A 26251-nucleotide genomic window follows, 5' to 3' on the forward strand; every position below is an offset into this window, starting at 1 on the left:
CTCAAAATAGAGCCTAATTTTTCAATCCTACCCAATGCCAGTGTTTTAGATATTTGGAGTTCGCAGTATTTTCATGATTTGTCGGCAAAATTGAAAGTCGGCCCTTGAAGTAACATATTTATTTAGAGTAACTTATGAAACCCTACTTCACAAGTTGAAGATCCGCTATACTCTTCATCCTATTCCGCTCCAAAAACGCATCAATCGTCTCAAAATGCTCAATGACACGTTTGTCTTTGAACTCAAAGACTTTTTGGGATAAACCTTGTAAAAAATCACGATCATGAGAGACCAGCACCAATGTTCCGTCGAAGTTCCTGAGCGCTTCTTTCAAAACATCTTTCGACTTCAAATCCAGGTGGTTTGTAGGTTCATCCAAAATCAACAGGTTTACAGGTTCCAGAAGCAACTTCACCATGGCAAGCCGCGTTTTTTCTCCACCCGACAATACACTTACTTTCTTGTCGATATCTTCGCCCTGAAACATGAAGGCTCCCAAAATATTCTTGATCTGGGTTCTTACATCTCCTTCTGCGACCTCGTCCACCGTCTGAAATATAGTCAGATTGGGATCCAATAACGATGCTTGGTTTTGGGCAAAATAGCCGACCTTGACATTGTGTCCAAGCTGGCAGGTTCCGTCAACACCTATCTGGCCCATAATAGCCTTGATCATCGTGGATTTACCCTCACCATTCCGGCCCACAAACGATACCTTTTCACCTCTTGAAATGATCATGCTGGCATTTTTAAACACAACCTGATCACCGTAGGATTTTGACACATCTTTCACGGTAACCGGATAGTCCCCAGACCGTGGCGAAGGGGGAAAACGAAGTTTTAGGGCTGAGTTGTCAATTTCATCAATTTCGATAATTTCCAGTTTCTCTAGCATGCGTTCGCGGGAGGAAACCTGGTTGGTTTTGGAGTATGTACCACGGAAACGTTCGATAAATTGCATATTATCAGCAATCATTTTCTGCTGTTCCTGGTATGCCTTGACCTGATGTGACCTACGCTCCTCACGCAACACCAGGTAATGTGAATAGTTTGCTTTGTAGTCAAAAATCCGCCCCATGGTTACTTCAATCGTCCGGTTGGTAATGTTGTCGATGAAGGCACGGTCGTGAGAAATAACCATCACCGCATTCGACTTATTCACCAAAAAATCTTCCAGCCACATCACGGATTCAATGTCAATATGGTTTGTAGGCTCATCCAGCAAAATAAGGTCTGGCTTTTGCAATAGTATTTTGGCAAGCTCAATGCGCATACGCCATCCTCCACTGAATTCCTTGGTTTGCCGATGAAAATCTTCCGGCCTGAATCCTAATCCTTTCAAGGCTTTCTCAACCTCCGCGTCATAATTGACTTCTTCCAATTGATAATACTTGTCACCCAGTTCGGTCACCTGTTCGATGATCGCCATATATTCATCGCTCTCGTAATCTGTGCGGGTTTCGAGCGCAAGATTGAGTTTTTCCATTTCGACACGCATTTCAAAAACCTGCTTGAACGCTTTGGCCGCTTCCTCGAAAACGGTACAGTTATCTTCGGTGAGTAAATGTTGCGGCAAATAAGCGATCACAGCGTCTTTGGGCGCACGAACATGGCCGCGATTGGCTTTTTGTTCACCAGCAATAATTTTCATCATGGTGGATTTCCCCGCTCCATTTTTACCCATCAAGGCAATTTTATCGGTAGGATTAATCACGAAGGAAACTTCGCTAAAAAGGACAGAACCGCTAAATTCAACGGCCAAATTTTCAACTGTAATCATCTTCTCATTTTTTGAAGCCGCAAAGCTACGATGATACGATTGAAAGAACGAGAAATGTCATTGAACCAATTGTTATTTAGCGACGTATCCAAGTGAGTATACTGCGTTCTACCTAAATGCGTTAAAGCAGGTAACTAACTGAAATATATAAACTTACGTACGACATTATCAGTATATCTGAATGCAAATGGATAAATCAAACGGATACGAGGACAACGCGGCGACATTCATTCGCTGTCGCTCTAAGGGCAGCAATGGAATCGGCGCGCCATCAGTTCGGCACTGGGCAAGATCACTACCTCCAAATGCGACAGTGCTGGATATAGGTTGTGGTATAGGCCTGCCCATTTCGATGGCATTGGTAGATGAAGGTTTGACCGTTTATGGAATTGATGCGTCATCTTCGATGGTTCAAATCTTCAAGCAGAACTTCCCAAATAGTCCCGTCGCTTGTGAAGCCGCAGAAGATTCCTCATTTTTCAATAGGCAGTTCGATGCCATAATTGCCTGGGGGCTTTTATTCCTTCTGCCCGTAGAAACACAGGAAGTTGTGATTCAAAAAATGGCAAATGCGCTGTCCACAGGCGGGAAACTATTGTTTACGGCACCATCTCAAAGAATGAAATGGGAAGATGCGATTACAGCAATAGAATCTATATCTCTCGGAGCGGAGAAATACAAAGAGTTACTAGCTGGATCTGGACTTTCGCTTATCGAGGAATTCGAAGATGAGGGAGAAAATCATTATTATCATGCTGTTAAGCTTTAAAGCCTGAATTCTACACCAAAGATCACATCTGCTTATCCCAATTTTACCTGCCAGTTTCTCCCATCCTGCCACGGCCCACTTTGCTGATCTGTAGGGAATTCCCCATTTGAACCATTCCATAACCGAGTTTTTTTAGCCTGTTACAAATGCGATAGTATTTGGGACAAAAACGACAGCCTTTTCACTCCTGTACGGATAGGTTTGTACAGAACAATCCAAAAACTCAAAAAACGTATGAAAACTTTAAAACTACTTTTTGCTATTGTGCTGCTTTCTATTGGTTACACTGCCGTAAGTGCCCAGGGGATTTATCTGTTTATGCAGCAGGTCACCAATGGCAAAGGTACCGGCGCCCATGAGGATGAGGTTAAAATTGCGACTTTGGAATACGAAATAAAGCTGGTGGGAACTGCGGTGACAGGTGGTGGCCTAGGCGCCGGTAAAGCAGAGTACAAAGATGCCATTTTTACAAAAAGCATTGATGCCGCCAGTATGCGACTTATGCAAATGTTAGCCTCCGGGGAAAATGGGCAGGTGATGGAATTTAGATTCTATGAAGGTGAAGGGGCTGAAGAGAGATTGGTCTATAAAGTCGAGCTTGGCGCTTATATATTTACCGACCATCTGGGATCCGCGGGACTCTGCGATGGAGGTTGCACAACCGTAGCCGAAAGCTTCTCAGTAAACTTTAGGAAGATGCGCGCTACAAACTACAAAACGTCTCCGCCGTCCGAATATAAGTGGGATTTGAGAACAAATAGCGCTTCGTTTTAATCATGATGACCATGATGAAGTTTTATACACTTCTGCAAATTGGTTCGCTGATTCTATTGCATTTTTTGCCTGCCAAAGCGCAAAGGTCAACAGGGTTGTCGAAAGGCGTAACAGAGACAGGGTCATTGCTCGTCGTTGCGGATCGAACAGAGATGCGGCGCGGTCTTGGACCCGGTCCCGGTTCCGGATCCGCGCGTAGCTTTGAACCCGGCTACTACCGGACTAACCTTGTAGCCGGTGCGGGTAAGCGATGGATGGACCAGCAAAAGGCATTGAGGGCCATGGCTACAGAGCCCTGCGGCGACTACCTTTGCAAAGGAGAAGGCGGTTTGCCTGTTACCCTGATCAGTTTTAGCGGCTCCCGCCAGGATACTACAACGGTACTTCTCAACTGGGAGACAAGCGAAGAAACGAATAACCAGAGGTTTGAAGTAGAAAGATCATTAGATCCACAACGTGGATTTGAAATGGCTGGGGTTGTGGATGGAGCGGGAAATACAGGTAGCAAATATCATTTCCAGGATCTGAACCGCTGGGCGGAGGTAACTTACTACCGGCTAAGGCAAGTCGACTACGATGGGACATCCACTTACTCAAGGATCATTTCTGTGAAGGGAGCGCGGATTGCACTGTCGATCCTGGCCTATCCCAACCCTGGTACGCCGGACAAGATCAGGTTTCAGCTGGAAGGTTCTGAAAATGCAGGGAGGTTTTCAATACAGCTGACGGATGTAAAGGGTTCAGTGCTTTATTCAGACAATGTTTTCAAGGTTGAAAAAGCCCGGTCATTCCCACTGCCGAAACTGCCTGCACTCACTAGGGGAATGTATATCCTAAGGGTTTCCAATGGGCCCGAAACCACTACGGTTCCTTTCATCATTTACTAGGCTTCGTCCTCGGCATTTTGTAAATCAAATGAGAAGCCGCCTCAAATCCTAAGAGGCGGCTTCGCCTTAACCTGTTGTTGAATAAGAAGATTATTTTTCCTCGGTGGGGATCAAAATCTTGCACTTATCCCAAAATTGACTATCCCTTTATATCCATAACCGATTTCGGCAAAACCTCCGAATTGCCTGCCGATCCGGATACCAAAAGGAGTAAGTTGGCATGTTAGCAAGGGATACGTTTTCGCCTCATTTATTACTTGATTTTTTACCCGGGTAATATGTAATCCGAGCCCGGTAATGGCGTAAAGCGAAATCATCCGGCCGTCGACATAGCTGAATTTTGTCTCAAAAGCCGTTGTTTTATTACTGTGCCTATAAAAGCTTTTAGTGTGCGAGTAATCGATTTTGTATGTGCTTCCACTGGTGAAACCGGATGTCACACTAATTGCCAGTCGCCGATGCACCTGGTAGCGATAAGTGGCTGCGTAAAAGTTTGAAAAGTCCATTCTAGGAGGTGGATCACCTACGAAAGCTCCAATATAGGTGGTAAGCGCATCTTCAATAACCTGTGTCCTTGCCAAAGGTCCGTAGCTCACTTGAATTTCATGTTTGTGAAGACGCTGCGCATTGCATGTAACATTGCCCGAGAAACCCTGAGAGAGGCAAATTAAAGTGATCGTTTTAAAAAGAAGTCTTTGCATGGCGATTCGGGTGGAGGCTAATTTCTACCATCGATTTGTCTTGTCCTGCGACAAGGCTCCCTGCTTCATTACATCGTAAAAGCGCATCTTCAAGATAGTATGAAACGGTACATGATTCCGAAGGGGAGAGTCCTGGTAGATCTAGGGCAGGTCAGTAAATGTCTTCGCTAATTCTTCACCATCTTCCTCGTCACTATATTTCCATTTTCCGATATCACCCGCACCAGGTACAGACCGGCAGGCAGTTGTCTTGAATCAATGTGAATCTTGTTTTTTACCCGCTGAACCATAACACCTGTGGCGCTAATCACCTCCACTTCCCAATTGTCCACGACCCCATGAATGGTGATCAGGTTCTCTGCCGGATTCGGGCCGATCGTTATCTGGTTAACCCTGGGAATACGAACCGACACGATTTTCGAATAGGCATAACTGCCATCGTTATCGACCTGTTTCAGGCGATAGTATATCTGTTCAGCGTCCAATGCCGGCCTGTCGGTGAACTGATATTCCGACTTACCGGAAGCCGTCAGAAACGGGGCGAAAACCTGCCCGGCTTTTCGGAAGGACTTCGCGTCACCGGCCGATTCCACATCAAAATGATCATGTGATTGTTCAAAAGAAGTAGCCCATTTCAATGTAACCAGGTTGCGTTCCAGTACCTTGGCTTCAAATGATATGATTTGAACTGGCAGAGAACCTGCCACAGTCACCACGGCGGGTACTCGGTTCGAGGATCCGCAATCGACGCGAAGACATGCGGCATAGTAGGTCCTCGATTCAGTCAGCAAGGGCGTGGTGAAGGTCTTTCCCGGCCCAATAAAATTTCCCCCGGAAAAGGCTTCATACCACAGCACAACTCCTTTGCAGGTTGTTGCCGTAAGCGTGGCAGCAGTGCCCTTTTGAATAATCTGCTCTTCGACATAAGGGTCCAATTTATTGCTGTTGATCAGGCCGGGCCTTAGCAATTCTAATGCAGCCCGCATCCGGGTGCGCTGGTCGTTCGTGAATTGAGTCAGACATTCATTTCCCCAATTCATTAAGTTTTTAATTACGTTTCCAAACGGTGCCCCACTATTGCATGCATTACCATATTCGAGGGTTCCCGGACAAGCCCACGCAATGGTTTGATTGGCTGGCTCCGTATCGCAAATACAATCACCCTGTTCGGCGCAATTTTCGTTGAGCGGGCATTCATTTAAATCCAGGTCACCCTCACCAATACCCCTGGCGAAGGGATGCCACAGATTAAGGGCGTGTCCCAGCTCATGGGCCAGGGTTTTGCCGTTAAAATAATCAGCGCGAATCATGCAGCCATCATACGGAGAATAACCTCCCGTCGGAAAACCAACCATGGCTGCTGTAAACCCGATGTAATTGACAACCCATATGTTATAATAATCAAGATTATTCCAATAACTCATCCCGTAAATGTCGGTCGCAGAAATCCCCAGGTCACCCGATTCGCCAACACCATGGTTTCGGTACATGTCATTGTTACGCTGGTCGATCCTGATAATCCCCGTTGAAGGCGAACAGTCGGGCGCGTTCGATGCAAGCTGAAACCGAATCTGGATATCTGCCCCATCTGAGTCGGGGAGACGGTTTCTGAATGCATCACTCAGTTTAGCAATACCATCAATGATCTGCTGGTCTGTCAAAAGGGTTTGCTCGTATGGCTCGATCACGTGCACAACCACAGGAATGGTATAAATCGGATCGGTGGATGCGTCAGCACGACGGGCGGCAGCTGATGAGGCGATATAAGCCTTTAACCGTTTCTCATTGTCGTCAAAAATTTTTTTATCCAATGCCGAAAGATGCTCTTTTTGATATTTCGTGGTCGATGCGCATGATAAAGGAGGAGCCTTTTGCGCCTGGCATGGCTTAATTTGAAGCACCGATATTGTAAAGAAGAAGACCGCAACTAACCATTTGCTGTCTTTGAGCATAGAAAGTTTTTTCATATCAATATTAATTAGCTGTTAGAATCTTGCTCGTCGCAACAGGCCCAATTTCCGGGACAATTTAGATGATATATAATCCAGGCTTTTGGTAAACCGGCTCATTTGCCCGTATTAACCTTCACATCCCTAAACATAAAAGCATTGTCACTAACCCTCACCGCCTTTCCACTTGCAGTAGTTATATTACTAAGGATCACATCCTTCGTCTTTACATAAGGGAAATTCTCGTTGTAAGATTCATCTTTCATTTCCGGATTGAAATTGGCGAAAATGGCAGGGCCCTGGTAATTTTCCGGATGTTGGGAGTCGTCGATACGGAGATTTTCAATGGTAATTTTTTCCGGCATATAGCAAGTATAGCCGAAATCGTGCTGACCTGAATTGGAGCCGCCGATCAGGGCTGCGCTGATTGGTTTGCCGTCTGCTGGTACGAAAACGCAGTTCCGGATCACCACTTCTCCTTGCCAGGTACTGCCGTAGTCGGAGCGTAGGTTTATAATGGTTTTGCCACGGATCCACGAATTTTCCACTAATAACTTTCCGCTGCCGATGGCGTTGATGCCCATGTGGCCTAGGGTTGAGTTGCGAATGGTGGCATTGGCAACGCCCTGGTGGGCGTCGAAACGGGAAAGGGTGCAATGGTCGTAAAGTAGGTTTTTGCAAAAATTAGAACCTAAAATGCCCCAGTACTTATTGTCGTTGATGTCATTGGTCTGGGTGCAATGGATGAAGGATACATTGAGTGCCCGGTTGGCGGAAAGGTCATAAGTGCCCATTGTGACGGGCTTATCTGCCGCTCCAATGGTGGTATATGTCCGGTGGCCAGTCAGTATAGTATTTTTGATTGTCACATAGGAGCAATCACCAATGTTGATAAAACCTCCATAAGGTGCGCCATGGTCTTCCTCGCCCGTAATGCGGTGTTCCAGCCCTTCGACAAGCACATTGGACCGCCTGATCGCGATATTTCTACTATAATAAGTATATTTCGATTCCGCTTTATTGGCAATGGTCGTGAAACGCCCTCCGGAAATTTTCAGCGGTTTCTCGTCTATGGGAAGCGCGGTGATGTCCGTGATCTGGTCGAAATCCCAGATGATTGGAGCATTCTTATCAACATTGCCATTTTTGTCGACCACGAAGATATCAGTTTGCGAAGATCCATTGTTTTGGTTGAGCCCAAACCGGATATATTGCTTTACGTTGGAATTTGTAACGGTAATGAGACAGGGCCCGGGTAAAGACGCATCTATCTTTTCCTGGTTCCTTTTCAGTGAAGCGATCTTTTCCAGTTTGAACGGTTTAAGGCCTGAACTGATCGTGAAAACAGAAGCATTGCGATTCTGCACTTCTGTATCATCAATGATGAATGCAGCTTTACCAAAATCAGTATCAGTTTGGACGATCACTGTGCGATCTTTCCCTCCGATATAGTAGGTAGCTCCATCATCGGCTTTTACCAGAAGATTGTTCAAATTAGCAAATGCGTGGGTCGCGGCGATGGCGTCGATATCATTGGTTTTGCCATCACCTTTGGCACCGAAATCACTGTATCGAGCAAATTCAGCAGCTTTGGATACTGCATTTTTTACCGTGCCTTCGTTTTGTCCCTCAGCGACAAAGGCACAGATTAGAAAAAGGAATGTCAGGAACCTATTCTTTATCATAAGGTTTAGCATTTCATCACTATTTTCAAAAAGCAGGATTGTGTTGCCCGCTACTCAGTGGCTAAAAATGCACGATCCTTTCAGTAATTAAATAAGTTAGCTAACTTGGTCAGGAACGATATACAACTCAAAGGCATGAACAACTCCCGTCGTAAATTTATCGCAGGCTCCGTTGCACTGGCAGCAGGAAGTGCTACTGCAATGGCATCTTCAACCGACATTCAGAAAGACAAATATCCGTTGGTCCACCACGTATTTTTTTGGCTTAAAAATCCCGATTCAGTCAAAGATCGTGACCGGATTATTGAAGGGCTGAAAACGTTGCGAAAAATTGAAGCGATCAAGGAACTTCGCATCGGCGTGGTAGCCAGTACCGAAAAACGCGATGTCGTCGACAATTCCTGGGGGGTATCCGAACTGATGTTTTTTGAAAATCTCGCAGGTCAGGCCAGCTACCAGGATCATCCCATTCACCAGCAGTTCATCAAGGATTGCAGTGCATTGTGGGACAAGGTGATCGTTTATGACGCGATCGACGTGTAGCGGCAAAGGAAGAACAATCAATTCCCGGAGGATCGATACCATTGCAGGCGCTTTTAGTTTTACTCGTTTTAATCCTTCCAATAAGGAAGAAGCAACACAGGCACTGCGAGAAATCATGCAGGAGGATGCCGGTGTTTTTGAATATCTGGGGTACTCAATATTTTCATGATCTGGCCTCAAAATTGAAAGTTGATTTGTAGGCGGTCCAGCCTTTGTTATCCGTTTTTTATGCGCATCCACCGCTCCTATCCGGTAAATTCTAAACATATTGATGAAGTATTGGAATCTTCAAGGGCATGGAAATTGTACAGAAGCTTTATTAACTAAAAAATAGCATTATGAATACTGAGAAAGCCATTTTGGCAGGTGGTTGTTTTTGGGGAGTTGAAGAACTGGTCAGACATTATCCTGGTGTCGTTTCAACAGTGGTAGGTTACACCGGCGGTGAAGTTCCCAATGCGACCTACCGAAACCACGGAAACCACGCCGAAGGGATCGAGATCACATTTGACGCCGCACAATTAACTTATCGAGGACTTCTTGAATATTTCTTCCAGATCCACGATCCCACGACGAGAAACCGGCAAGGAAACGACATTGGAGCTTCGTACCGTTCTGCCATTTTTTATCTGGACGAAACCCAGCACGAGGTCGCCAATACATTGATCGCAGAAATGGAAGCCTCCGGAGTATGGCCAGGCAAAATCGTCACAGAAGTGGTCCCTGCAACAGACTTTTGGAATGCAGAAGTTGAGCACCAAGATTATCTGCAAAAACATCCCGGCGGATATACCTGCCATTTTGAAAGACCAAGCTGGAAGCTGAGTTAATGCTGTTCAGGAGAATATGAAACAGTTTATGAAGCCGAAAGAAAGGGTCTTGGTGGATGTGGGACAAGTCAGTAAGTTTCTTTCTCAACTGCCCAGTCAGCGCATATTACCAAAAGCGAAATCCAATCTTAATCCCAAATTTATTCAATCCGCCCTCAACCTTTTCCTTAGTTGTAGTAAGGTGCGACACTTTGGAATTGTAGATATTGCCTAAACCCGAGGCTCCGAAGGCTTCCAGAAAAGCTCCAAACCGTTCTTTTTGAATCTCAATCCCTAAACCTCCGGACAAAAGCAATACCGATTTCTGCAGCTGGTCTAGATCGCCGCTTTCGGCGAACGTTTCATAGTTTTCATATTGGTAAGAAAGCGGGATCTGTAATTCTGGACCAAATCGGAGATAGGGCCGAAGTTTGCTTGGATTCGTATTTGGGAGATGGAGTTTTATGCCCAGAAACGCATTTAATCCGGTTATCTTGAAATCTTCCTGGACAGACTCGGAGGAGGGTGCGGTGGAGTAATAATTGGTTTTAAAGTATTCAACACCGGCCAGAAATTCGGCGATATTCTTATGATCAATGTAAGATAGCGCGATTCCACCCGAAGCCATCCAGCCTGTCGCCATCTCCTTTTTGGTCTCCCCGATCATGTAGTTGGGCATAACACCTGCAATGCTTCCAACGATCTGCGGTCTGAACCAGCTTTCTTTCTGACATTTTCTTGTCTGTTCCAAACCGCCGTTTATTTCTGCTTCAAGCGCCTCCGGGTTGCAGGTTTTCAGTGACTTCATATCCTGGTATGTATCCAGGATCTTGGCACATTCATCCGTTTTGGCAAATTCCTCAATCTCGCCCCGATAAATAATCAGCAGACTATCGCTTTTGGCGAACGTACGTATGGAATCACTCAGACTCGCATGCGCTCTCAACATTGCAGAAGCATTGCTGCAGCCTTTAAGAAAAGAGACCGTTTCCTTCCACAATTGCTTCGACCGGACAATGTCGCAATTCGCAAGCTCCCTTCGTACCAATGTGATCCCCTTCGTAAAGCTTTCCAAACCTTCACAATTTGGGCTGCCTGATTGCACAGGTGCAGGTGTAGGCAGGTTGGCCACATATCCGGCATATTCATTTTGGATGCAGCCTTTCATACTCGCCCGGATGTCATTAGGAAGATCATCCGTCCAGGCGATCAGACTTGAATAAGCGCTTCGTACCGTCTCTGTATTGGTTTTGTTCTTTTTAAGGATATCAATTTTTTGTCGGGTACTCTTGAACTCTTTCAACCGGCCGAGTAAAAAATCGGATGTTTTAATGCTGGACTTATTGGTTTCAACATGCCTGATCAACAGATCGATATCGCAAAGCTTAGCAATGTCGGAAATGGTTGCCTTACCATCTACACTGCTCTGCAATTCTCTAATTCTGGTCTCAACCTCCGGAATGTCAATATTTCTGATGCTCCGATAGGTTTCAAGCGCTTTGAGTTCTTCGTTCGGGGGGAGGTTTTTGATGGCACTACCCCAATTTTTGTTCCCCCACTTGCCAAGTTCATCAGCAACCCTCAAACCCTCCAGGTATTGCTCCCTGAGAATGCTGTTTCTGTTTCCTCCAAGCTCCTTCGCGTTGTTGAAGTCACTTTTTGCACCGGTGGTATCCAGTTTGCTGAGCTTTTCACGTCCCCGGTGTGCAAATTCAAAGCCGGTGATGACACGCTGCTGCGCTGTTAATTCATTGAGATTTCCTTTGTTGATCTGGTTCAGGCAGTCTTCAATTTTATCCTCAAAATACCTAAGCGTTCCAATGTCCCTTAATTTTCGATATTCTTTGTATTTGTCCAGCGCCTCCGCGTATTGTTCCTTTTTATAAAGCCTTTCCGCTTCTTTTACAATTTCACCGATCACATTGAGCTGCCTGGTCCTTAGCATAAAACTGGAATCTTTGGGATAAGACTTGTACAGTGCCGCCGCCTCTTTGAACTGCCCCGCGTCGAGTTTTTCCTCCGCAATCATCCATACCGAGTAAAGCTCTTTTCTCGGAAATTTTTCCTGAGACCATGCCAATCCGACAGTTGAACATAGCAACAGGAAAGTCAGGTAAATGTTTAATCGCATTTCAAGGGAACTGTTTGAGTGAGTGAGGCTGAGTATTGATAGTAATTGTTTGGGATGTGCATCAGTTCTTTGGCATTGGCACTCTTAAAATCCTGGCATTTCTCGTCCCCCGTCTTTTTAAATTCTGCAGCCAGTTCTTTCAATCTGGGGTTGCCGGGACTGGCTTTGAAAGCACTTTTGAAGTTTTGATTGGCCACGTCATATTGCTCGTCTTCAACGGCTTTCAACCCTTTGCTTAAAAAAGCATCAAAAGCTTTCGAATCAGTGCTTACGGGCGTTACTGCTATTTCTTTTGCAGGTTCTGCGGCTGTTTCATCTTGCTTTTCGGGAGCGGGAGCCTGTTCGTTAACCGGGTTAACCTGCTCGGGCTCCATGGTCAGAGTATCTGTTGGAGCCGGGGATTGCTGTGCTGGGGCGGGTTGCAGGTCATCATCTGAAACCACCACGGTTTGCTCCGTATGCCGCATATCCAGGCCTGTGTTTTTGTAGATCCACGATGCAATGGGATTTGGAAACACCGGGCCGCTGGACAAAAAATTCCAGGCCATGAATCCAACCAGTAAAAAAAAGACTGCGTAAAAAAATATTGGAAGTCTCACAACCCGTTCCCAGAACCAGAAAAGCAGCAATGCCGCAATTCCCAGAGGGAAAAGCGCAATCAGCCCAAACATCCCGGACAGGAGCAGACCAAAAATTAAAAAAAGTAGAATGGGTATACCCAATGATACGGGCTGGTCACGTTTGCCAGACCTACGGACCGGTTCGAATTCAGTCATGTCGACCTCCTTTTTGTCAATATTTTCGCGCATAATCGTTGAGTATTATACTTTTAACGTTCCTTCTTCACCGGGCATTTCATTTCCCCAGGCACATCACAATCTTCAATTTCCTTAAAATTTTTTTGGAAAACTATTTTTTGGTCAGGCAAATCGTTGCGGGGCGGCGGCTTTTAATATAAAAAAAGGACTTGCAAGGCAAACTTACAAGTCCTTTTTTGTAAAATACGCTCTGGAAATTATCTCAATATTCTACCTAAACCCAAACACCAATGGGAAAATAAATGTCACGATAATCGTCCATATGACGTAAACCGGCAGGTAGTTGGCCATGGTTTTTCCGACTCCGGATATATCTGCTTTCTTTGACAAAACCCTGAAAAGCTGCGCGGTTACAAGGAGCAGATTGATTAAAATTAAGACATTACTGCCCAGTACCGCGGCCCGGTTCGGCGTAATACCCCACTCCGAGATCCGGAACAAAATGGCAGACAATGCAATGCCGTTCACAACGACGGTTACAGCAGACAGCAGCAAAAGAACCCATGTCTCCGCCTGGATTTTCGTTGCCTTGGAAGTTTCAGCCACAGAAAAGAAGATAATAGCCATTACACCAATGAGTAATGCATTGAAAATCAATAAGAACTCCCGGTCGTTATAAGGATCTTTGCCTGAATAAACGATTGCTACAAGATAAATCACAAGCATTACCAATACCAGCGGACCAAAAATCCTCGCAATTACCGGTGAAACCTTCCCTACCAGTTGCGGATTGGTCTGAGTGAGGTACGTGCCAACGATTGGTGCAGCGGCAAGGCCAAAAATCCCAACATATTTAAAATAAAACTCATTGATCTTAAGGCCAATCAGATCGAAAAGGTTAACAGTTAGCGCAGACATAATTCCTCCTGCTATCAAGATGAGTCCAGTCATAACGATCAGATCGCCGTTGTACCTTAAATAGCCAAGCCGCTTCTCGATGTTATTTCGCCCACCAACAAAAGCAAAACCCAATACCGCCCACAGAAAAAGGCCCAGATGAATGCACGACAAAACCAGCGTATCGCTCTCTTTGACATCAGGAAGGGAATTGATAAAAACCAATCCGACGACCATTGCACCAGCAATAAAGCCGATTTTACCAATGGACAGCTTATTCTTCCAGGCAAAATAGGCCGATAGTACCGGAAAAATAACAAACCCGACATTTCGGGTAAAGAAAAACTGTTCGTCGATACTAAGCATTACCGGCAGCTTTACGATAATTCCTGCTACGATAGAAGCAATGATCACAAATACCATGTCTTTACTGGTGCCCCAGGAAATTTCTTCACTGCCGAAATTCAATCGCTCATCCCAAAAACGCATGAGCGTTTTATCTGTCAGTTCGGGATACAAAGCTTTGAATGTGCGCTTAAAAGTGGGCTTGTCTGCCCGGTACAACCTTTCGAGCTGCCGGGGATTGTCGAGGTTGGCTAAAATGTCGTCTTTCATAATGCACTGGAGTAATGTAAGTTAGTGTTTTTAAAAGTACTTTGAATTACAAAGTAAATGATTTAAAAATGTATTATCCAAGGCAAGTGCGTTTTTTTTATAGTTAGGTTCTGATCGCGCATTCCATAGCTACTATCCAGATGGCGTATAGCAATTTACGTTTGGGCTCATAGAATCAGTTGTACAAGTTCTACAACGCAGCTCCCAAATTCCTATTTTGCCGCATTCTATTGTTATTATTAGGTAAAATATAGTAAAACCAGTAGCATTTATTCGGAAAAGTGGGCAAATTCGCATAGGCTTGCTATCATTTACCAGAAAAAGACGTCCTTAACCTCTGTGCTAATGTGCACATTTGCGTGCCATGGACCTTTGTCAGCTCATAAGGTACTGATAGTGCCTACTCAACTTTTAATTTTTCATCTATTCAACAACTCTACTGCATGAAATTCAAATTCTACCACAGGCTTATTGTCATTGCGACGATACTCAGTGTCCACGCGCTAAGCTCCCACGGACAAAAAGGATTTTTCCAACCGGCATCCAATGCGAGAATGGACCTGACAAAAATGAAAGGCATTGAGAAGTTCTCTGCCTAAAACCTGAAAACAAACAGCCTGAGAAATTATCTTTTGCAGGCTCCGCTGGAATTTAAAAGCAAAACAAGCAAGCCGCTGACTCTGGAAGTACCCTTGCCTAATGGAGAGATTGAAATCTTCAATCTCTATGAATCTCCAATACTTGCACCACAAATAGCTGCAAAACATCCGGATATAAAGACATACACCGGAAACGGAACAGTTGACAAAAAAGCTGTGATCCGCATCAGTCTGACTTCCGAAGGCTTTAATGCAATTATCCTGAATACCGAAGAGGGTGATGTCTACTACGAAAAGCTACCTGGGTCAAGTTCAGAAGCTTACTTCAATTATTTTGCAAAGGATGCGCCTTCATTAAAAGGCAAAGAAAGCATAAGATGTGGGGTAAAAGATGAAGACATGATTATAAAGAAGGGACAGAAACAGGGCGCTGCAAACAGAACTTTGGCTGATGGGGATTTATATGAGTTCCGACTTGCTTTTGCTTCGAACGGTGAATTTTATGACAGGCAGGTAACTTCATTACCGAAAACAAAAGCAAAGGTATACGCTGTACTGGTTGCCTATGCAAACAGGATGAAAGCCGTTTTCAGAAATGAGCTTGCTGTCGACTTTACTTTGGTGAGCGATGAAAGAGTCGTATTTGATAATGCTGCGACCGATCCGTATACCAATGAAAACGACGGATTGATGCTAGATCAAAACCAAGCGGTTTTAGATAATCCAATCTTCATGGGCGCCGATAATTACGATGTAGGCCATGTTTTTGGAGAGGAACCTCTGGGTAGCAGCGCTGGTGGAATCGCCTCTACACCTGCAGTTTGTGATGAATTTAGCAAAGGGCAAGGCGTTACAAAGGAGGGTGACCTGGCTTTTTATTCACAACTATTTACGGATCAGGTACTTTTCCATGAAACGGGGCATCAGTTCCAGATGTCTCACAGCTATAATAGTAATTTCGGCCCTTGTACAACAAGAAGACAAACTACTTCCGTCGAGCCGGGATCAGGAGCTACGCTGATGAGTTACGGATTTATTTGTGATACGGAAGACTATTTTCCTACAACACAGGGGGGGCTATTCCTGAACTTCCACTCAGTGAATTTGAAACAGGCTAAGGATTTCCTTAGTACCATTAGCTGCGGAACCATGACCATTACTACTAATACTGCAGCGCCGGTAATTACAATGCCAGCAGCGCAGACAATTCCTAAATCAACGCCTTTTTCGCTTACCGGAAGTGCAACAGACGGAAATGGAGATAACTTAACCTATTCCTGGGAAGGAAAAGACGTTGGTCTTGTCGAAGATCCTGATTTAACTGTAATAGATGATCCTACAAAGCCTCCTTTTTTCAGATCGTATCCAGCTGCGACATCACCTACCAGAATTTATCCCGCACTGGACGGCATTCTAAATAATAAAAATATTGTCCATGGCGATAAACTTCCCTCGGTAGCTTTTGTTACGAAGCATACCCTTACTGTAAGAGATAACAATGCAGCTGGTGGGAGAACAGCAATTGATTCCGTTTTGATTACTATTGACGGAACCGCTGGCCCGTTCCTGGTCAACAATGACGGGCCAGGTGGCGGATTAACAGGAAGTCATTTGGCTGGTTCACCTCAGGTGGTTACCTGGAGTGTGAATAATACCAATAACCCTGCCGGGATCAATTGCCAGCTGGTGGATATCCTCCTTTCGACAGACGGCGGTTTAACTTTTCCAAGAACATTGCTATCGGCTACCCCAAACACTGGACTTGCAGCGGTCATCTTTCCATTAGATGTGAATACAATCAAGGCCAGGATCAAGGTCGCTGCCAGCAGCAGCGACGCAGACCTGCCTCTTATTGGAGGAAGGGTTATGGCGAATACACCCAACATCTTCTTTGACATTTCCAATGTGAACTTTGGTATCACTACGGCACTTCCCGTTACACTTGCAAGCTTCAATGTGGAACTGAAAGGCAAGAACAATGCCTCACTTACCTGGGAAACTACCGAGGAAACAAATAATAAAGGTTTCGACATTGAAATGAGCCCGGATGCGAGAAATTTTGTTAAAGTCGGTTTTGTGGATGGAAATGGTGATTCTCAGATCTCATATGAATACCAGTATTCCATCAATGACCTGGCGGGAGGGCACTATTACTTCCGTTTGAAGCAGCTGGATTATGATGGTAAATTCGAATATTCCCAGATCCGGACTTTGGAAGTCATCAGTTCGTCAGATATTCTTGCTGTATATCCCAACCCGACCAGCGGCAAGCTGAAATTCAACCCGAACATGCATAAGAACCAGTCTTTCAGCATTCAGGTGGCCAATCAAAGCGGCAAGGTTGTATTATCGCTTCCTGCAAGTACCAATTATTCAAGTGGATATGAGCTTGATGCTTCATCGCTTGCATCGGGGCTTTATCATATTGTGATCAAGGGAGTGAATTTTACAGAGAACCTGAAATTCGTGAAGCTATAACTGAACCGGATTGGCGTTATACACACACATGGTGTGAATCATTAGCAGACAATAATAACGTTGAGTAAACATGTCAGCCCCGGGAATTTTCCCGGGGTTTTGATTTTTTCATCAATAGCCAATTTATCACCAACCCCTAGCTACAATCCAGGTAACGTATAGCAATTTGCGTTTGCGGCCTTAGAATCAGTTGTACAAGTTCTACAAACCAAGTTACTGGCAACTAACCTTATTGACTTTTATTGCTTTTAGAGGTTAAAATATTACGAAACGACTAGCATTTATTCAGGAAAGTGGCCATATTTGGATACTCTCTCCATAACGATTGACAGTTAAGACGTCTGTACACGTGTGTCGCTTGGCATATTCATGTTCTCTTAAATCACAGCCAACATCTGTGCTAATAACCGCCTTTTCTCTAGTTTAAATTTTTCTATTATTCAACAACTCTATTGTATGCAATTCAAACTTTACTTCAGAAGTATTGTCATGGTGACGATACTAAGTGTCCACGCGCTAAGCTCTTACGGACAAAAAGGATTTTTTAAGCCAGTCAAAAATGCCAAAATGGACTTGACTAAAATGAAAAAAATTGAGAAGTACTCTGTCTATAATCTCAGAACGAGCGATCTTCGCAGTTATTTATTGCAGGCACCATTGGAATTTAAGAGTGAAACAGCCGTTCCTTTGGCATTAGAAATTCCAATGCCGGACGGTCAGGTTGAAACTTTCCAAATCCTTGAATCACCAATTCTTTCACCTAAGATTGCAGCAGAGAATCCGGATATCAAAACTTATACTGGAAAAGGAACTGTCAATAAAAATTCGGTCATTCGGCTCAGCCTTACCTCGGGAGGGTTTAATGCCATTATTCTTTTAGGTGACGGAAGCGCTGTTTATTTTGAACGACTACCTGGGGCAGCAAACGAAACTTATTTTAACTATTTCTCAAAAGACGCGGTGAGCCCGAAAAGTTCCGGATTAAAGGCCGGGGGGGGGTCTGGCGGAAAGGATTACATCGAATTGCCAAAAGATACAAAGCCTCGGCCTTCGCAGCGCCAGGCAGCCATAGACGATATTCCATCAACTGGGACTGCTTTGACAACTTTCCGGATGAGTTTATCCGCGGACAGCAAATTTGTGACGGCACATGGCGGAACAGCTTCAAGTGCTTTCGTAGCAGCTGCCGAGTATGTAAATCGGATAAATGCCTTTATGCGTGTTGAGCTTTCGGTAGGGTTCACGATTGTAAGTGGTACCAGCCTGATGTTTACGGATGTAAACACTGACCCATTTGCAGACCCAATCACCCATCTGCCGCTCTCACAACTTGCCATCATTGACAAAAATCAAGTAATTACCGATGCTGCGCTATCATCAGCAAACTATGACATCGGCCACGTTTTTAGCACCCTTCCTGGAACATCAGGTGCTGGGCTTGCCTATCAGGGCCTTTGTAATAACACATTTAAAGCCAGGGGCGTTACACTGGAAGGTGATCTCGACTCTTACGTGCAGGCTTTTTATGATAAAATATTTTTCCACGAAGTTGGCCATCAGTTTGGGATGAACCATTCCTATAATAGTAGTATTCCGGTTTGTGATTCACGTAATCCCGCTACTTCGGTTGAACCAGGTGCTGGAATTACAATTATGAGCTACTCGATGATTTGCTTTGCCGGCGGTGTCCCAAATTTGGGTGATGATTACTTCGTACTCAATTATCCGGTACCTGCGACTCAGTTGCTGCTGCAATATCACAGCACAAGTTATCAGGAAGCGATCACGTATATGAATACCATTTTCCCGTATCCCGCAGGTGTTGTGGTTACTCCTATCAGTAACACCCCTCCTGTAATTGCGCCGATTCCGGGCCATACCATTCCAAAGTCAACCCCATTTGTACTTACTGGCAGCGCTACAGATGGTCAGGGAGATGCAATCACCTATACTTGGGATGGAACTGACACGGGAGGTGATGAACTAAACCCACCCGATGCAAATACACTTCTCGATACGAGTAAGCCCCCTTTTTCCAGAACTTACGGCGTTTCACCCACCGGTAATACCAGGACATTTCCAATTTTAAGTGGAATTCTGGACGGTTCTAATACAGCCAGAGCTGATAAACTTCCTTCTATTGGTACAACGCTTCATTACAACCTTACCGCTCGCGATAACAACCCAGCTGGTGGTGGCGTAAGTTTTGCTTCTACCACGGTTACTGTGGACGGAGGTTCCGGCCCCTTTCTGATCAACAACGATGGGCCAGGCGGCGGGTTAACAGGTAGTCACCTGGCAGGTTCACCGCAGGCGGTTACATGGAGTGTGAATAATACCAATAACCCTGCTGGGATCAATTGCCAGCTGGTGGATATTTTGCTCTCGACAGACGGTGGGCTGACTTTTCCAAGAACATTGCTATCGGCTACCCCAAACACTGGACTTGCAGCGGTCATCCTTCCATTAGATGTGAATACAATCAAGGCCAGGATCAAGGTCGCTGCCAGCAGCAGCAATGCAGACCTGCCTCTTATTGGAGGAAGGGTTATGGCGAATACACCCAACATCTTCTTTGACATTTCCAATGTGAACTTTGGTATCACTACTGCACTTCCAGTTACACTTGCCGCTTTCAATGTAGAGTTGAAAGGAAAGAACAATGCGTCACTTACCTGGGAAACTTCCGAAGAAACAAATAATAAAGGTTTCGACATTGAAATGAGCCCGGATGCCAGGAATTTTGTGAAGGTGGGGTTTGTGGATGGTAACGGTGATTCGAAAATCACGCAGCAATACCATTACTCCATCAATGACCTGGCCGGAGGAAATTATTACTTCCGCTTGAAGCAGCTGGATTATGACGGCAAATTTGAATACTCCCAGATCCGGAACCTGGCAGTGATCAGTTCGTCAGATGTCCTTTCGATATATCCAAACCCGACCAGCGGCAAGCTGAAATTCAATCCGGACATGCATAAGAATCAGGCTTTCAGCATCCAGGTTGCCAACCAGAGCGGCAAGGTTGTGCTTTCGCTTCCGGCAAGTGCCAGCTATACCAATGGCTATGAGCTTGACGCGTCATCCCTTGCTTCGGGACTTTATCACATTGTGATCCAGGGAGCGAATTTTACCGAGAATTTGAAATTCGTGAAACTGTAATAATCGCATTAACTGCTATACGCACATTTGTGTGATCAAAAATGACTTTAAATAATTGTTGAGTAAAACTGTCAACCTCGGGAAATTTCCCGGGGTTTTGATTTTTAGTCCCAAAACGGATTACATTCAGGAAAAATAAGAACGAATGAAATTGCTGATTTTCTTACTGTTGGCCAGTTATCCCGTATGGGGCCAGGGCGATGGTGCATCTGATTACAGCCTGCAACATTATACAGATGAAAACGGGCTGCCACAGAACAGCATAAAAAGCATAGCAAAGGACGAAGACGGATTTCTATGGTTTACAACTGAAGATGGACTGGTTCGTTTTGACGGTCGGCTTTTCAGATATTTTACTAAAAGCAATCTGGCAACCTCTTCCAATCGTTTTGGATTTTTATCCAATGGCTGGGATGATGGAAATCTGTATGCCAGCAACGCGGAAGAAGATTTTTTTCTCATCCAAAAAGGGACTGTACTCCCGGCCCCTAACCGTACGGCTGAATTTAAAAAGCAGAAAACGAATGGGGATTCAAGCTACTGGTCGCTAGGCCTTTGGGATACCGATAGAAATTATCTCGATTTAAACAAGGTCGTCAAATCCGTTAAAATTCCTTTGGGGAAGCGCAGATCTGATCAATTTTTCCATGACAGGATGGTTTCTTATTACTCGAAAAGTATTATACGAACATATCCCGCAGCAATTGCCGACTTTTGGGGCCTCTTCGTCCTACAAAACGAGACTTATTACCGCGATGACGCTGGTAAGTTGCTTCACTTCGCAAATGGAAAAGTAAATCCTGTTCAATTTACAGGTGATCTGACCAGGCATGCACGATGGGTTGGCGCAAAAAGCCCTCTTAAAATCCTCTGGAATATCAATGCTCCTCAAAACGTCTGCATCAGGCTCAACAGATCGCTGTATGTCGTGACCAAAAATGTAAATGGCGCCCTTGACACAAAATTGCTATTGAAGGATTTTGATTTTGAAGCCAATGCGATCATTTCAATCCTTTTTGACGAACAGACTGAAACGCTATGGATGGGAAGCAAGAACAACGGGCTTTTCAGGTTCTCAAAAAAGCAGTTCAGGGCATTAAATGGGAGTAACAGGAAAAATAGTGACGAAGTTTATTATGCACAGACGCCCTTTGCGAAACGAAGTGTTTTAACTACCCAGGGATTTGTCCTGGGGATGGATGACAGGAAAAATGCCATTGCAAACCGGGTCATGGAGGCCACGGCAACAAAATATACACTCATGACCGACTCAGTTGGCTACATATGGAGGGAGCAGAATGGTATCTTGTTTAAAATGGACAGCCAGTTTAAAGTAGTCGGACAATGGAAAATACATTATGAATTGACGAACCTGCTGGAAGGAAGAGGTGGCTGGATATATGCTGCCATTCGGGACCATGGGCTGATCCGAATACGAAAAAATGATACAACAGGCAGTTTTGAAACTGTGGATCAAAAAATCGGGAACATATCTTACCTGGCACAAACATCCGATGATGAATTGTTGATTGGATCTGCTAACGGCCTTTCCCGGCTCAATCTGACAACCCATAAACGAACACACATCCCTGGTCTGGCAAATAAGTATGTCAGAAGCATTTACTGCCCGAAACCATTTGATAAAATTTGGGTAACGACTTATGAAGATGGATTTTTTCTCCTTGAAAACGGCAAACTCATCCATTTTCCACTCGACCGTGACCAATATCTGGCTGCATCCCATTGCATCACCGAAGACGAAAAGGGCTACTTCTGGATCACAACTAATAAAGGGCTGTTCCAGGTTGCGAAACAGGATCTGCTGGCTTATGCGTCTAATAAGACTAATGACATTTACTTTGCCTATTTCAGCAGGGAAAACGGTTTTCATAGCAATGAATTCAATGGTGGTTGCCAGCCCTGCGCCGTTCAATTGGAGGACAGTACCATTTCGCTTCCTTCCATGAATGGGCTGATATTTTTCAAACCAAAAAATTTCTCCACAGAAACCCCTGACAGTGAAATATTTATTGATAACATAGAGGTGAATAATATCAGTCTGGCGGTATCAGAAAAAATTGAATTAGGAAATGATTTTGCATTGCTGACCATTCATGTTGCGACGCCTTATTATGGCAACAAGAAAAATGTGCAACTTCAATACTCACTCAATGAAGACTCTGACCGCTTGATCTGGTTCCCGGTCAGTGACGATGGCGTAATCCAGGTATCCAATCTCCGATCAGGCCAACATACATTGCGGGTCCGAAAATTGGATGGTTTTGGCATTAACAGGTATTCTTCAAAAACACTTCAACTGAAAGTTCTCCCGGCCTGGTTCGAAACATGGTGGGTTCGGGCGATCACGGTGGCCCTCGTTTGTTTGGGCGTCTTTTTCTACACACGCATTCTCCTCAACCGAAACAAATTGCTGGAAACACGCATTAATGACCGGACGCTCAGCCTTCAGATGACGCTGGAAACTTTACAGGCTTCTCAAAATGATTTACTTACGCAGATGTTCTTGTACGAACGGCTCATCGGCTCCATCAGCCATGATATTCGTACGCCGTTAATATTCCTTACCAGGTCGGGCAAGCTACTTTCCAAACTCCTTGAAGGCACGCAAACGGACGCTAACATGGTCGATATCAGCAAAGCAAACTGGCAGTTTTCGGAACGGCTGCTTCATTTGACCAACAATTTACTGAACCTCATCAAATCGTGGCTGACCAGGGATAGGGCCGAGACGGAAACACTGTATTTACACGAGATCGTAGAGGAAAAACTCAACATTTTCTCTTCCATTGCAAACGAAAAGGGGACTGAACTGATTAATGAAGTTTTTCAGGATGCAACCGTCAAAAGCCATCTATTAATTGTATCAGTTATTGTTTATAACCTGCTCGATAACGCTACCAAAGCAACTAAAAATGGCACGATCAGAGTGAGCAATTCAACCATTGACGGCAGATTGCATTTGATTGTCACGGACAATGGAACAGGGATGAATCCCGAAATTATGAAGTGGATAAATGACCCTGCGCGTGACATTCAGCCAGCATCTGAAAAGCCAAAAATCCCTCAAAGCAGCGGAATGGGCCTTACCCTAGTCACAGAACTTGCGGCTATTATTCACTTAAAAATATGGGCAGAAAAGAATGAACCATCCGGGACTTCATCCGGGACTTCGTCAGGAACCTCTGTCCATATTATTTTCCCGGAGGGTTAATGCGCCCTGACATACTCTATTAACTCGGCAAGGTTTGACACGCCCAGTTTTCTGTAAATATTTAGCTTGTGGCTGCTCACCGTTGAGACTGTCAATGAATATTCTTTCCCGATTTCCGCGGCCTTCTTTCCTTTTAATAGCAGATGTAAAATCGCCATTTCCCTTTCGGTCAACACTTTAAGACCTTCTTCCGCACGTTTTGTCGCCCCAATAAGATTATTGATAATTTGCTGCTGCATGGCTTCGCTGATGTATTTTACATTGCTCATCAGGCGGTCAATAGCCACTTTAAACTCTTTCTCAGCTGAATTTTTAGAAAGATAGCCGTCTGCCCCAGCCTGCAGGTAAGGATAGGCGTAGAGGAACTCATCATACCCCGAAAAAATCAGGATTTTAATATCAGGCTGGACCAGTCGGATTTCCCCGATCATGGCAGGCCTATCCCCGCCCGGAATATTGATGTCAAGGATGAGCAGGTCGTAAGTCTCATCGTTTAATGCACCAAGAACTTCCAACATATCGGTAGCAGATGCGGTATTAATGTCACTAAAAGCATCATGAAGAATTTGAATGGTTCCCATGGTCACTACTTTGTGATCTTCGGCAATAAGTACTTTAAGAGATTTCATTAGGAAGCTGAGCAGTATGTGTTGATCTGGTACATCAAGATAGCAGCAATGCCATCACAGGCAGATTGCTGCCAATGTATCTATCGTGGAGGTATTGAAAAATAAAGATATTTAATTTCCTTTTACCAACAGCATCCTTGTAATTATTCTACATGGCCACCAGACTGCAAGGCGAGCTTCTACTTCAATCCTTCCAGCCAGGCCTTCACTGTGGGGCCTGTGATATTGAAGAGAACCCCAGGCAGGATTCCCAATAAAATAGTGAGGAAGACCAATGGAAGTAACATCCCTTTTTCCCGAAGCGTGAGGTCGTTTAAAACCTGTAAATCTTTATTTCTGAACCAGAAAGAGCCAAAGAACATGCGTTGATAGGTCCAAAGGAAGTAAGCAGCCGCCAAAACGATCCCTAATGTGGAGACGGCCGGGATCCAGACTGGTAATGCATTGGATTGGAAAGCACCCATTAAAGTGAATAGCTCGCCCACAAATCCGGAAAAACCAGGAAGGCCTAGTGAGGCGAAGAAGGCAATCCCCGTAATAATTGTAAAATTTGGCATCACCCCGATCAGGCCGCGATAATGGTCAATCCTGCGGTCATGTGTGCGGTCGTAAATAACGCCGGTTAGCAGGAACAACATTGCGGAAAGGATTCCGTGGCTGACCATCTGATAAACCGCGCCGTTAATACCCTCGGCCGTAAATGCTGCGATTCCCAGCAAAACAAAACCCATGTGGGAAACGGAAGAGTAAGCGATCATTTTCTTCAAATCACTCTGTCCCAGCGCATTAAAACCTCCATAAATAATGGAAATCATACCAAGCACTGCCAGTGGGATAATGCTGTATTGGGCTTCAATTGGGAAAAAGCCAAATACAATCCGGATAAAACCGTAACCCCCTATTTTCAAAAGAATACCCGCAAGGACGACTGAAATGGGCGTTGGGGCCTCCACGTGGGCATCGGGCAGCCAGGTATGCACTGGGACAACCGGCAATTTCACTGCAAAGCCGATAAACAAAAACCAAAATGCCAGCAAACGGATGGGTGTATCTGCAATAAAATATTCAGATGCAATGCTCAAAAGGGAACCCGGAATGTAATTGCCCGGATCAGCGAGGTAGGCAAAACGGAATGTATGTACAATCTGTTCAGGGGCAATCTTTCCGTCGATAAGCCATTGTTGTATCTGGGAAATCAGTTCCGGATGCACAGCGTCGTCCATACCCAAAATACCAACCGCCCGGGCTGTTTCCAGCGGATCTATCACCGACAAATAAAGGCCGATCATCACGATCAGGATCAACAGCGACCCGAAGAATGTGTATATGAAAAATTTAAGCGCCGCGTATTCCCTTCTTGGCCCGCCCCAAAGGCCGATCAGAAAGTACATGGGCAGCAGCATAAATTCAAAGAACAGATAGAATAGAAAAAAGTCCTGTGCGAGAAAACAGCCGACAACGCTTCCTGTCAAAAGCAGGTACAATGCAAAGTAACCCCGCGTTTTTTGAGCAATATTCCAGGAACTGATAACGCCGACAAACAGCACAACAACTGCCAGCAGCACCAACGGAAGGCTAATTCCATCCACAGCAAGGGCATAATCAATGGAAACAACCCCGAGCGTACCGATCGGCAATGTAATCCAGTCGGAAACCTCGCTTAATTGAAGGTTCGGATTCTGCTGGTCGAATGTGGTATAAAGGAAGACTGCCAGCAAAAACTCCAATACCAATGCGGTAAGGGCAATGATCCTGAAATTTTCAGTCCGTTGTGACGGCCAAGCGGCTACGGCCAACGCACCCAGCAATGGTATGGCAATCAGCAAGGAAAGTATATGTTCAATCATTAAATA

The 26251-nt window shown here is 44.9% G+C and carries 18 protein-coding genes; 9 read left to right on the plus strand and 9 right to left on the minus strand.

Annotated elements, in window-relative coordinates:
• Positions 1–142: 142 nt before the first annotated feature.
• Positions 143–1780, minus strand: coding sequence for an ABC-F family ATP-binding cassette domain-containing protein (locus FHS68_RS22605; RefSeq protein WP_167275290.1), 1638 nt, complete (start codon positions 1778–1780; stop codon positions 143–145).
• Positions 1781–1967: 187 nt separating this feature from the next.
• Here FHS68_RS22605 and FHS68_RS22610 point away from each other — a divergent pair, with 187 nt between their 5' ends.
• The 3 genes from FHS68_RS22610 to FHS68_RS22620 all read left to right on the plus strand — a co-directional run bounded on the left by FHS68_RS22610 (position 1968) and on the right by FHS68_RS22620 (position 4210).
• On the plus strand, positions 1968–2549 hold the full coding sequence (locus tag FHS68_RS22610) for a class I SAM-dependent methyltransferase (RefSeq protein WP_167275292.1): 582 nt from the start codon (positions 1968–1970) through the stop codon (positions 2547–2549).
• A 234-nt stretch (positions 2550–2783) separates the two neighbouring features.
• Entirely contained in the window at positions 2784–3323 is a 540-nt protein-coding gene (locus tag FHS68_RS22615; RefSeq protein ID WP_167275295.1) for a type VI secretion system tube protein Hcp, read from the plus strand.
• Positions 3324–3334: 11 nt separating this feature from the next.
• The gene (locus FHS68_RS22620; RefSeq protein ID WP_167275296.1) at positions 3335–4210 is read left to right on the plus strand and encodes a T9SS type A sorting domain-containing protein; all 876 of its coding nucleotides are present in this window, start codon (positions 3335–3337) and stop codon (positions 4208–4210) included.
• Between the two features lie 110 nt (positions 4211–4320).
• Here the strand turns inward: FHS68_RS22620 and FHS68_RS22625 are convergent, their stop codons facing one another.
• The 3 genes from FHS68_RS22625 to FHS68_RS22635 all read right to left on the minus strand — a co-directional run bounded on the left by FHS68_RS22625 (position 4321) and on the right by FHS68_RS22635 (position 8545).
• Entirely contained in the window at positions 4321–4911 is a 591-nt protein-coding gene (locus FHS68_RS22625; RefSeq protein ID WP_167275299.1) for a hypothetical protein, read from the minus strand.
• Between the two features lie 167 nt (positions 4912–5078).
• Positions 5079–6878 (minus strand): Ig-like domain-containing protein, encoded by a 1800-nt coding sequence (locus tag FHS68_RS22630; RefSeq protein ID WP_167275302.1) that lies wholly within the window; start codon positions 6876–6878, stop codon positions 5079–5081.
• 98 nt (positions 6879–6976) lie between these two features.
• The gene (locus tag FHS68_RS22635) at positions 6977–8545 is read right to left on the minus strand and encodes a hypothetical protein (RefSeq protein ID WP_167275304.1); all 1569 of its coding nucleotides are present in this window, start codon (positions 8543–8545) and stop codon (positions 6977–6979) included.
• Between the two features lie 135 nt (positions 8546–8680).
• Here FHS68_RS22635 and FHS68_RS22640 point away from each other — a divergent pair, with 135 nt between their 5' ends.
• Complete coding sequence (locus FHS68_RS22640) at positions 8681–9088, plus strand: Dabb family protein (RefSeq protein ID WP_167275307.1); 408 nt, start codon at positions 8681–8683, stop codon at positions 9086–9088.
• 338 nt (positions 9089–9426) lie between these two features.
• On the plus strand, positions 9427–9918 hold the full coding sequence (msrA, locus tag FHS68_RS22645; protein WP_167275310.1) for a peptide-methionine (S)-S-oxide reductase MsrA: 492 nt from the start codon (positions 9427–9429) through the stop codon (positions 9916–9918).
• 106 nt (positions 9919–10024) lie between these two features.
• Here msrA and FHS68_RS22650 read toward each other — a convergent pair whose 3' ends face one another.
• The 3 genes from FHS68_RS22650 to FHS68_RS22660 all read right to left on the minus strand — a co-directional run bounded on the left by FHS68_RS22650 (position 10025) and on the right by FHS68_RS22660 (position 14298).
• Positions 10025–12028 (minus strand): outer membrane protein assembly factor BamD, encoded by a 2004-nt coding sequence (locus FHS68_RS22650; protein WP_167275312.1) that lies wholly within the window; start codon positions 12026–12028, stop codon positions 10025–10027.
• On the minus strand, positions 12019–12837 hold the full coding sequence (locus tag FHS68_RS22655) for a carbonic anhydrase family protein (RefSeq protein WP_167275315.1): 819 nt from the start codon (positions 12835–12837) through the stop codon (positions 12019–12021). Before FHS68_RS22655 ends, FHS68_RS22650 begins: the two co-directional genes overlap by 10 nt.
• 219 nt (positions 12838–13056) lie before the next feature.
• Positions 13057–14298 carry a hypothetical protein gene (locus FHS68_RS22660; RefSeq protein WP_167275317.1) on the minus strand — a complete coding sequence of 414 codons (1242 nt, stop codon included), beginning with the start codon at positions 14296–14298 and terminating at the stop codon, positions 13057–13059.
• 443 nt (positions 14299–14741) lie between these two features.
• On the opposite strand from FHS68_RS22660, the gene FHS68_RS22665 reads away from it, so the two are divergent.
• The 4 genes from FHS68_RS22665 (at position 14742) to FHS68_RS22680 (ending at position 23769) form a co-directional block, all read left to right on the plus strand.
• The gene (locus tag FHS68_RS22665) at positions 14742–14897 is read left to right on the plus strand and encodes a hypothetical protein (RefSeq protein WP_167275320.1); all 156 of its coding nucleotides are present in this window, start codon (positions 14742–14744) and stop codon (positions 14895–14897) included.
• A 33-nt stretch (positions 14898–14930) separates the two neighbouring features.
• The gene (locus tag FHS68_RS22670) at positions 14931–17375 is read left to right on the plus strand and encodes a zinc-dependent metalloprotease (RefSeq protein WP_167275332.1); all 2445 of its coding nucleotides are present in this window, start codon (positions 14931–14933) and stop codon (positions 17373–17375) included.
• A gap of 456 nt (positions 17376–17831) precedes the next feature.
• Complete coding sequence (locus FHS68_RS22675; protein WP_167275345.1) at positions 17832–20537, plus strand: zinc-dependent metalloprotease; 2706 nt, start codon at positions 17832–17834, stop codon at positions 20535–20537.
• Between the two features lie 145 nt (positions 20538–20682).
• A complete protein-coding gene (locus FHS68_RS22680; protein WP_167275347.1) occupies positions 20683–23769 on the plus strand; it encodes a sensor histidine kinase in 3087 nt (1028 codons plus the stop codon).
• On the opposite strand, the gene FHS68_RS22685 is transcribed toward FHS68_RS22680, so the two are convergent.
• Both FHS68_RS22685 and FHS68_RS22690 read right to left on the minus strand, forming a co-directional pair.
• Entirely contained in the window at positions 23766–24398 is a 633-nt protein-coding gene (locus FHS68_RS22685; protein WP_167275349.1) for a response regulator, read from the minus strand. The two genes, FHS68_RS22680 and FHS68_RS22685, sit on opposite strands and share 4 nt — an antisense overlap.
• Positions 24399–24577: 179 nt before the next feature.
• Positions 24578–26245: a complex I subunit 4 family protein gene (locus tag FHS68_RS22690; protein ID WP_167275352.1), complete on the minus strand. Its 1668-nt coding sequence runs from the start codon at positions 26243–26245 to the stop codon at positions 24578–24580.
• Between the last annotated feature and the right edge of the window lie 6 nt (positions 26246–26251).

Source organism: Dyadobacter arcticus (assembly GCF_011762185.1).
Lineage (GTDB): Bacteria > Bacteroidota > Bacteroidia > Cytophagales > Spirosomataceae > Dyadobacter > Dyadobacter arcticus.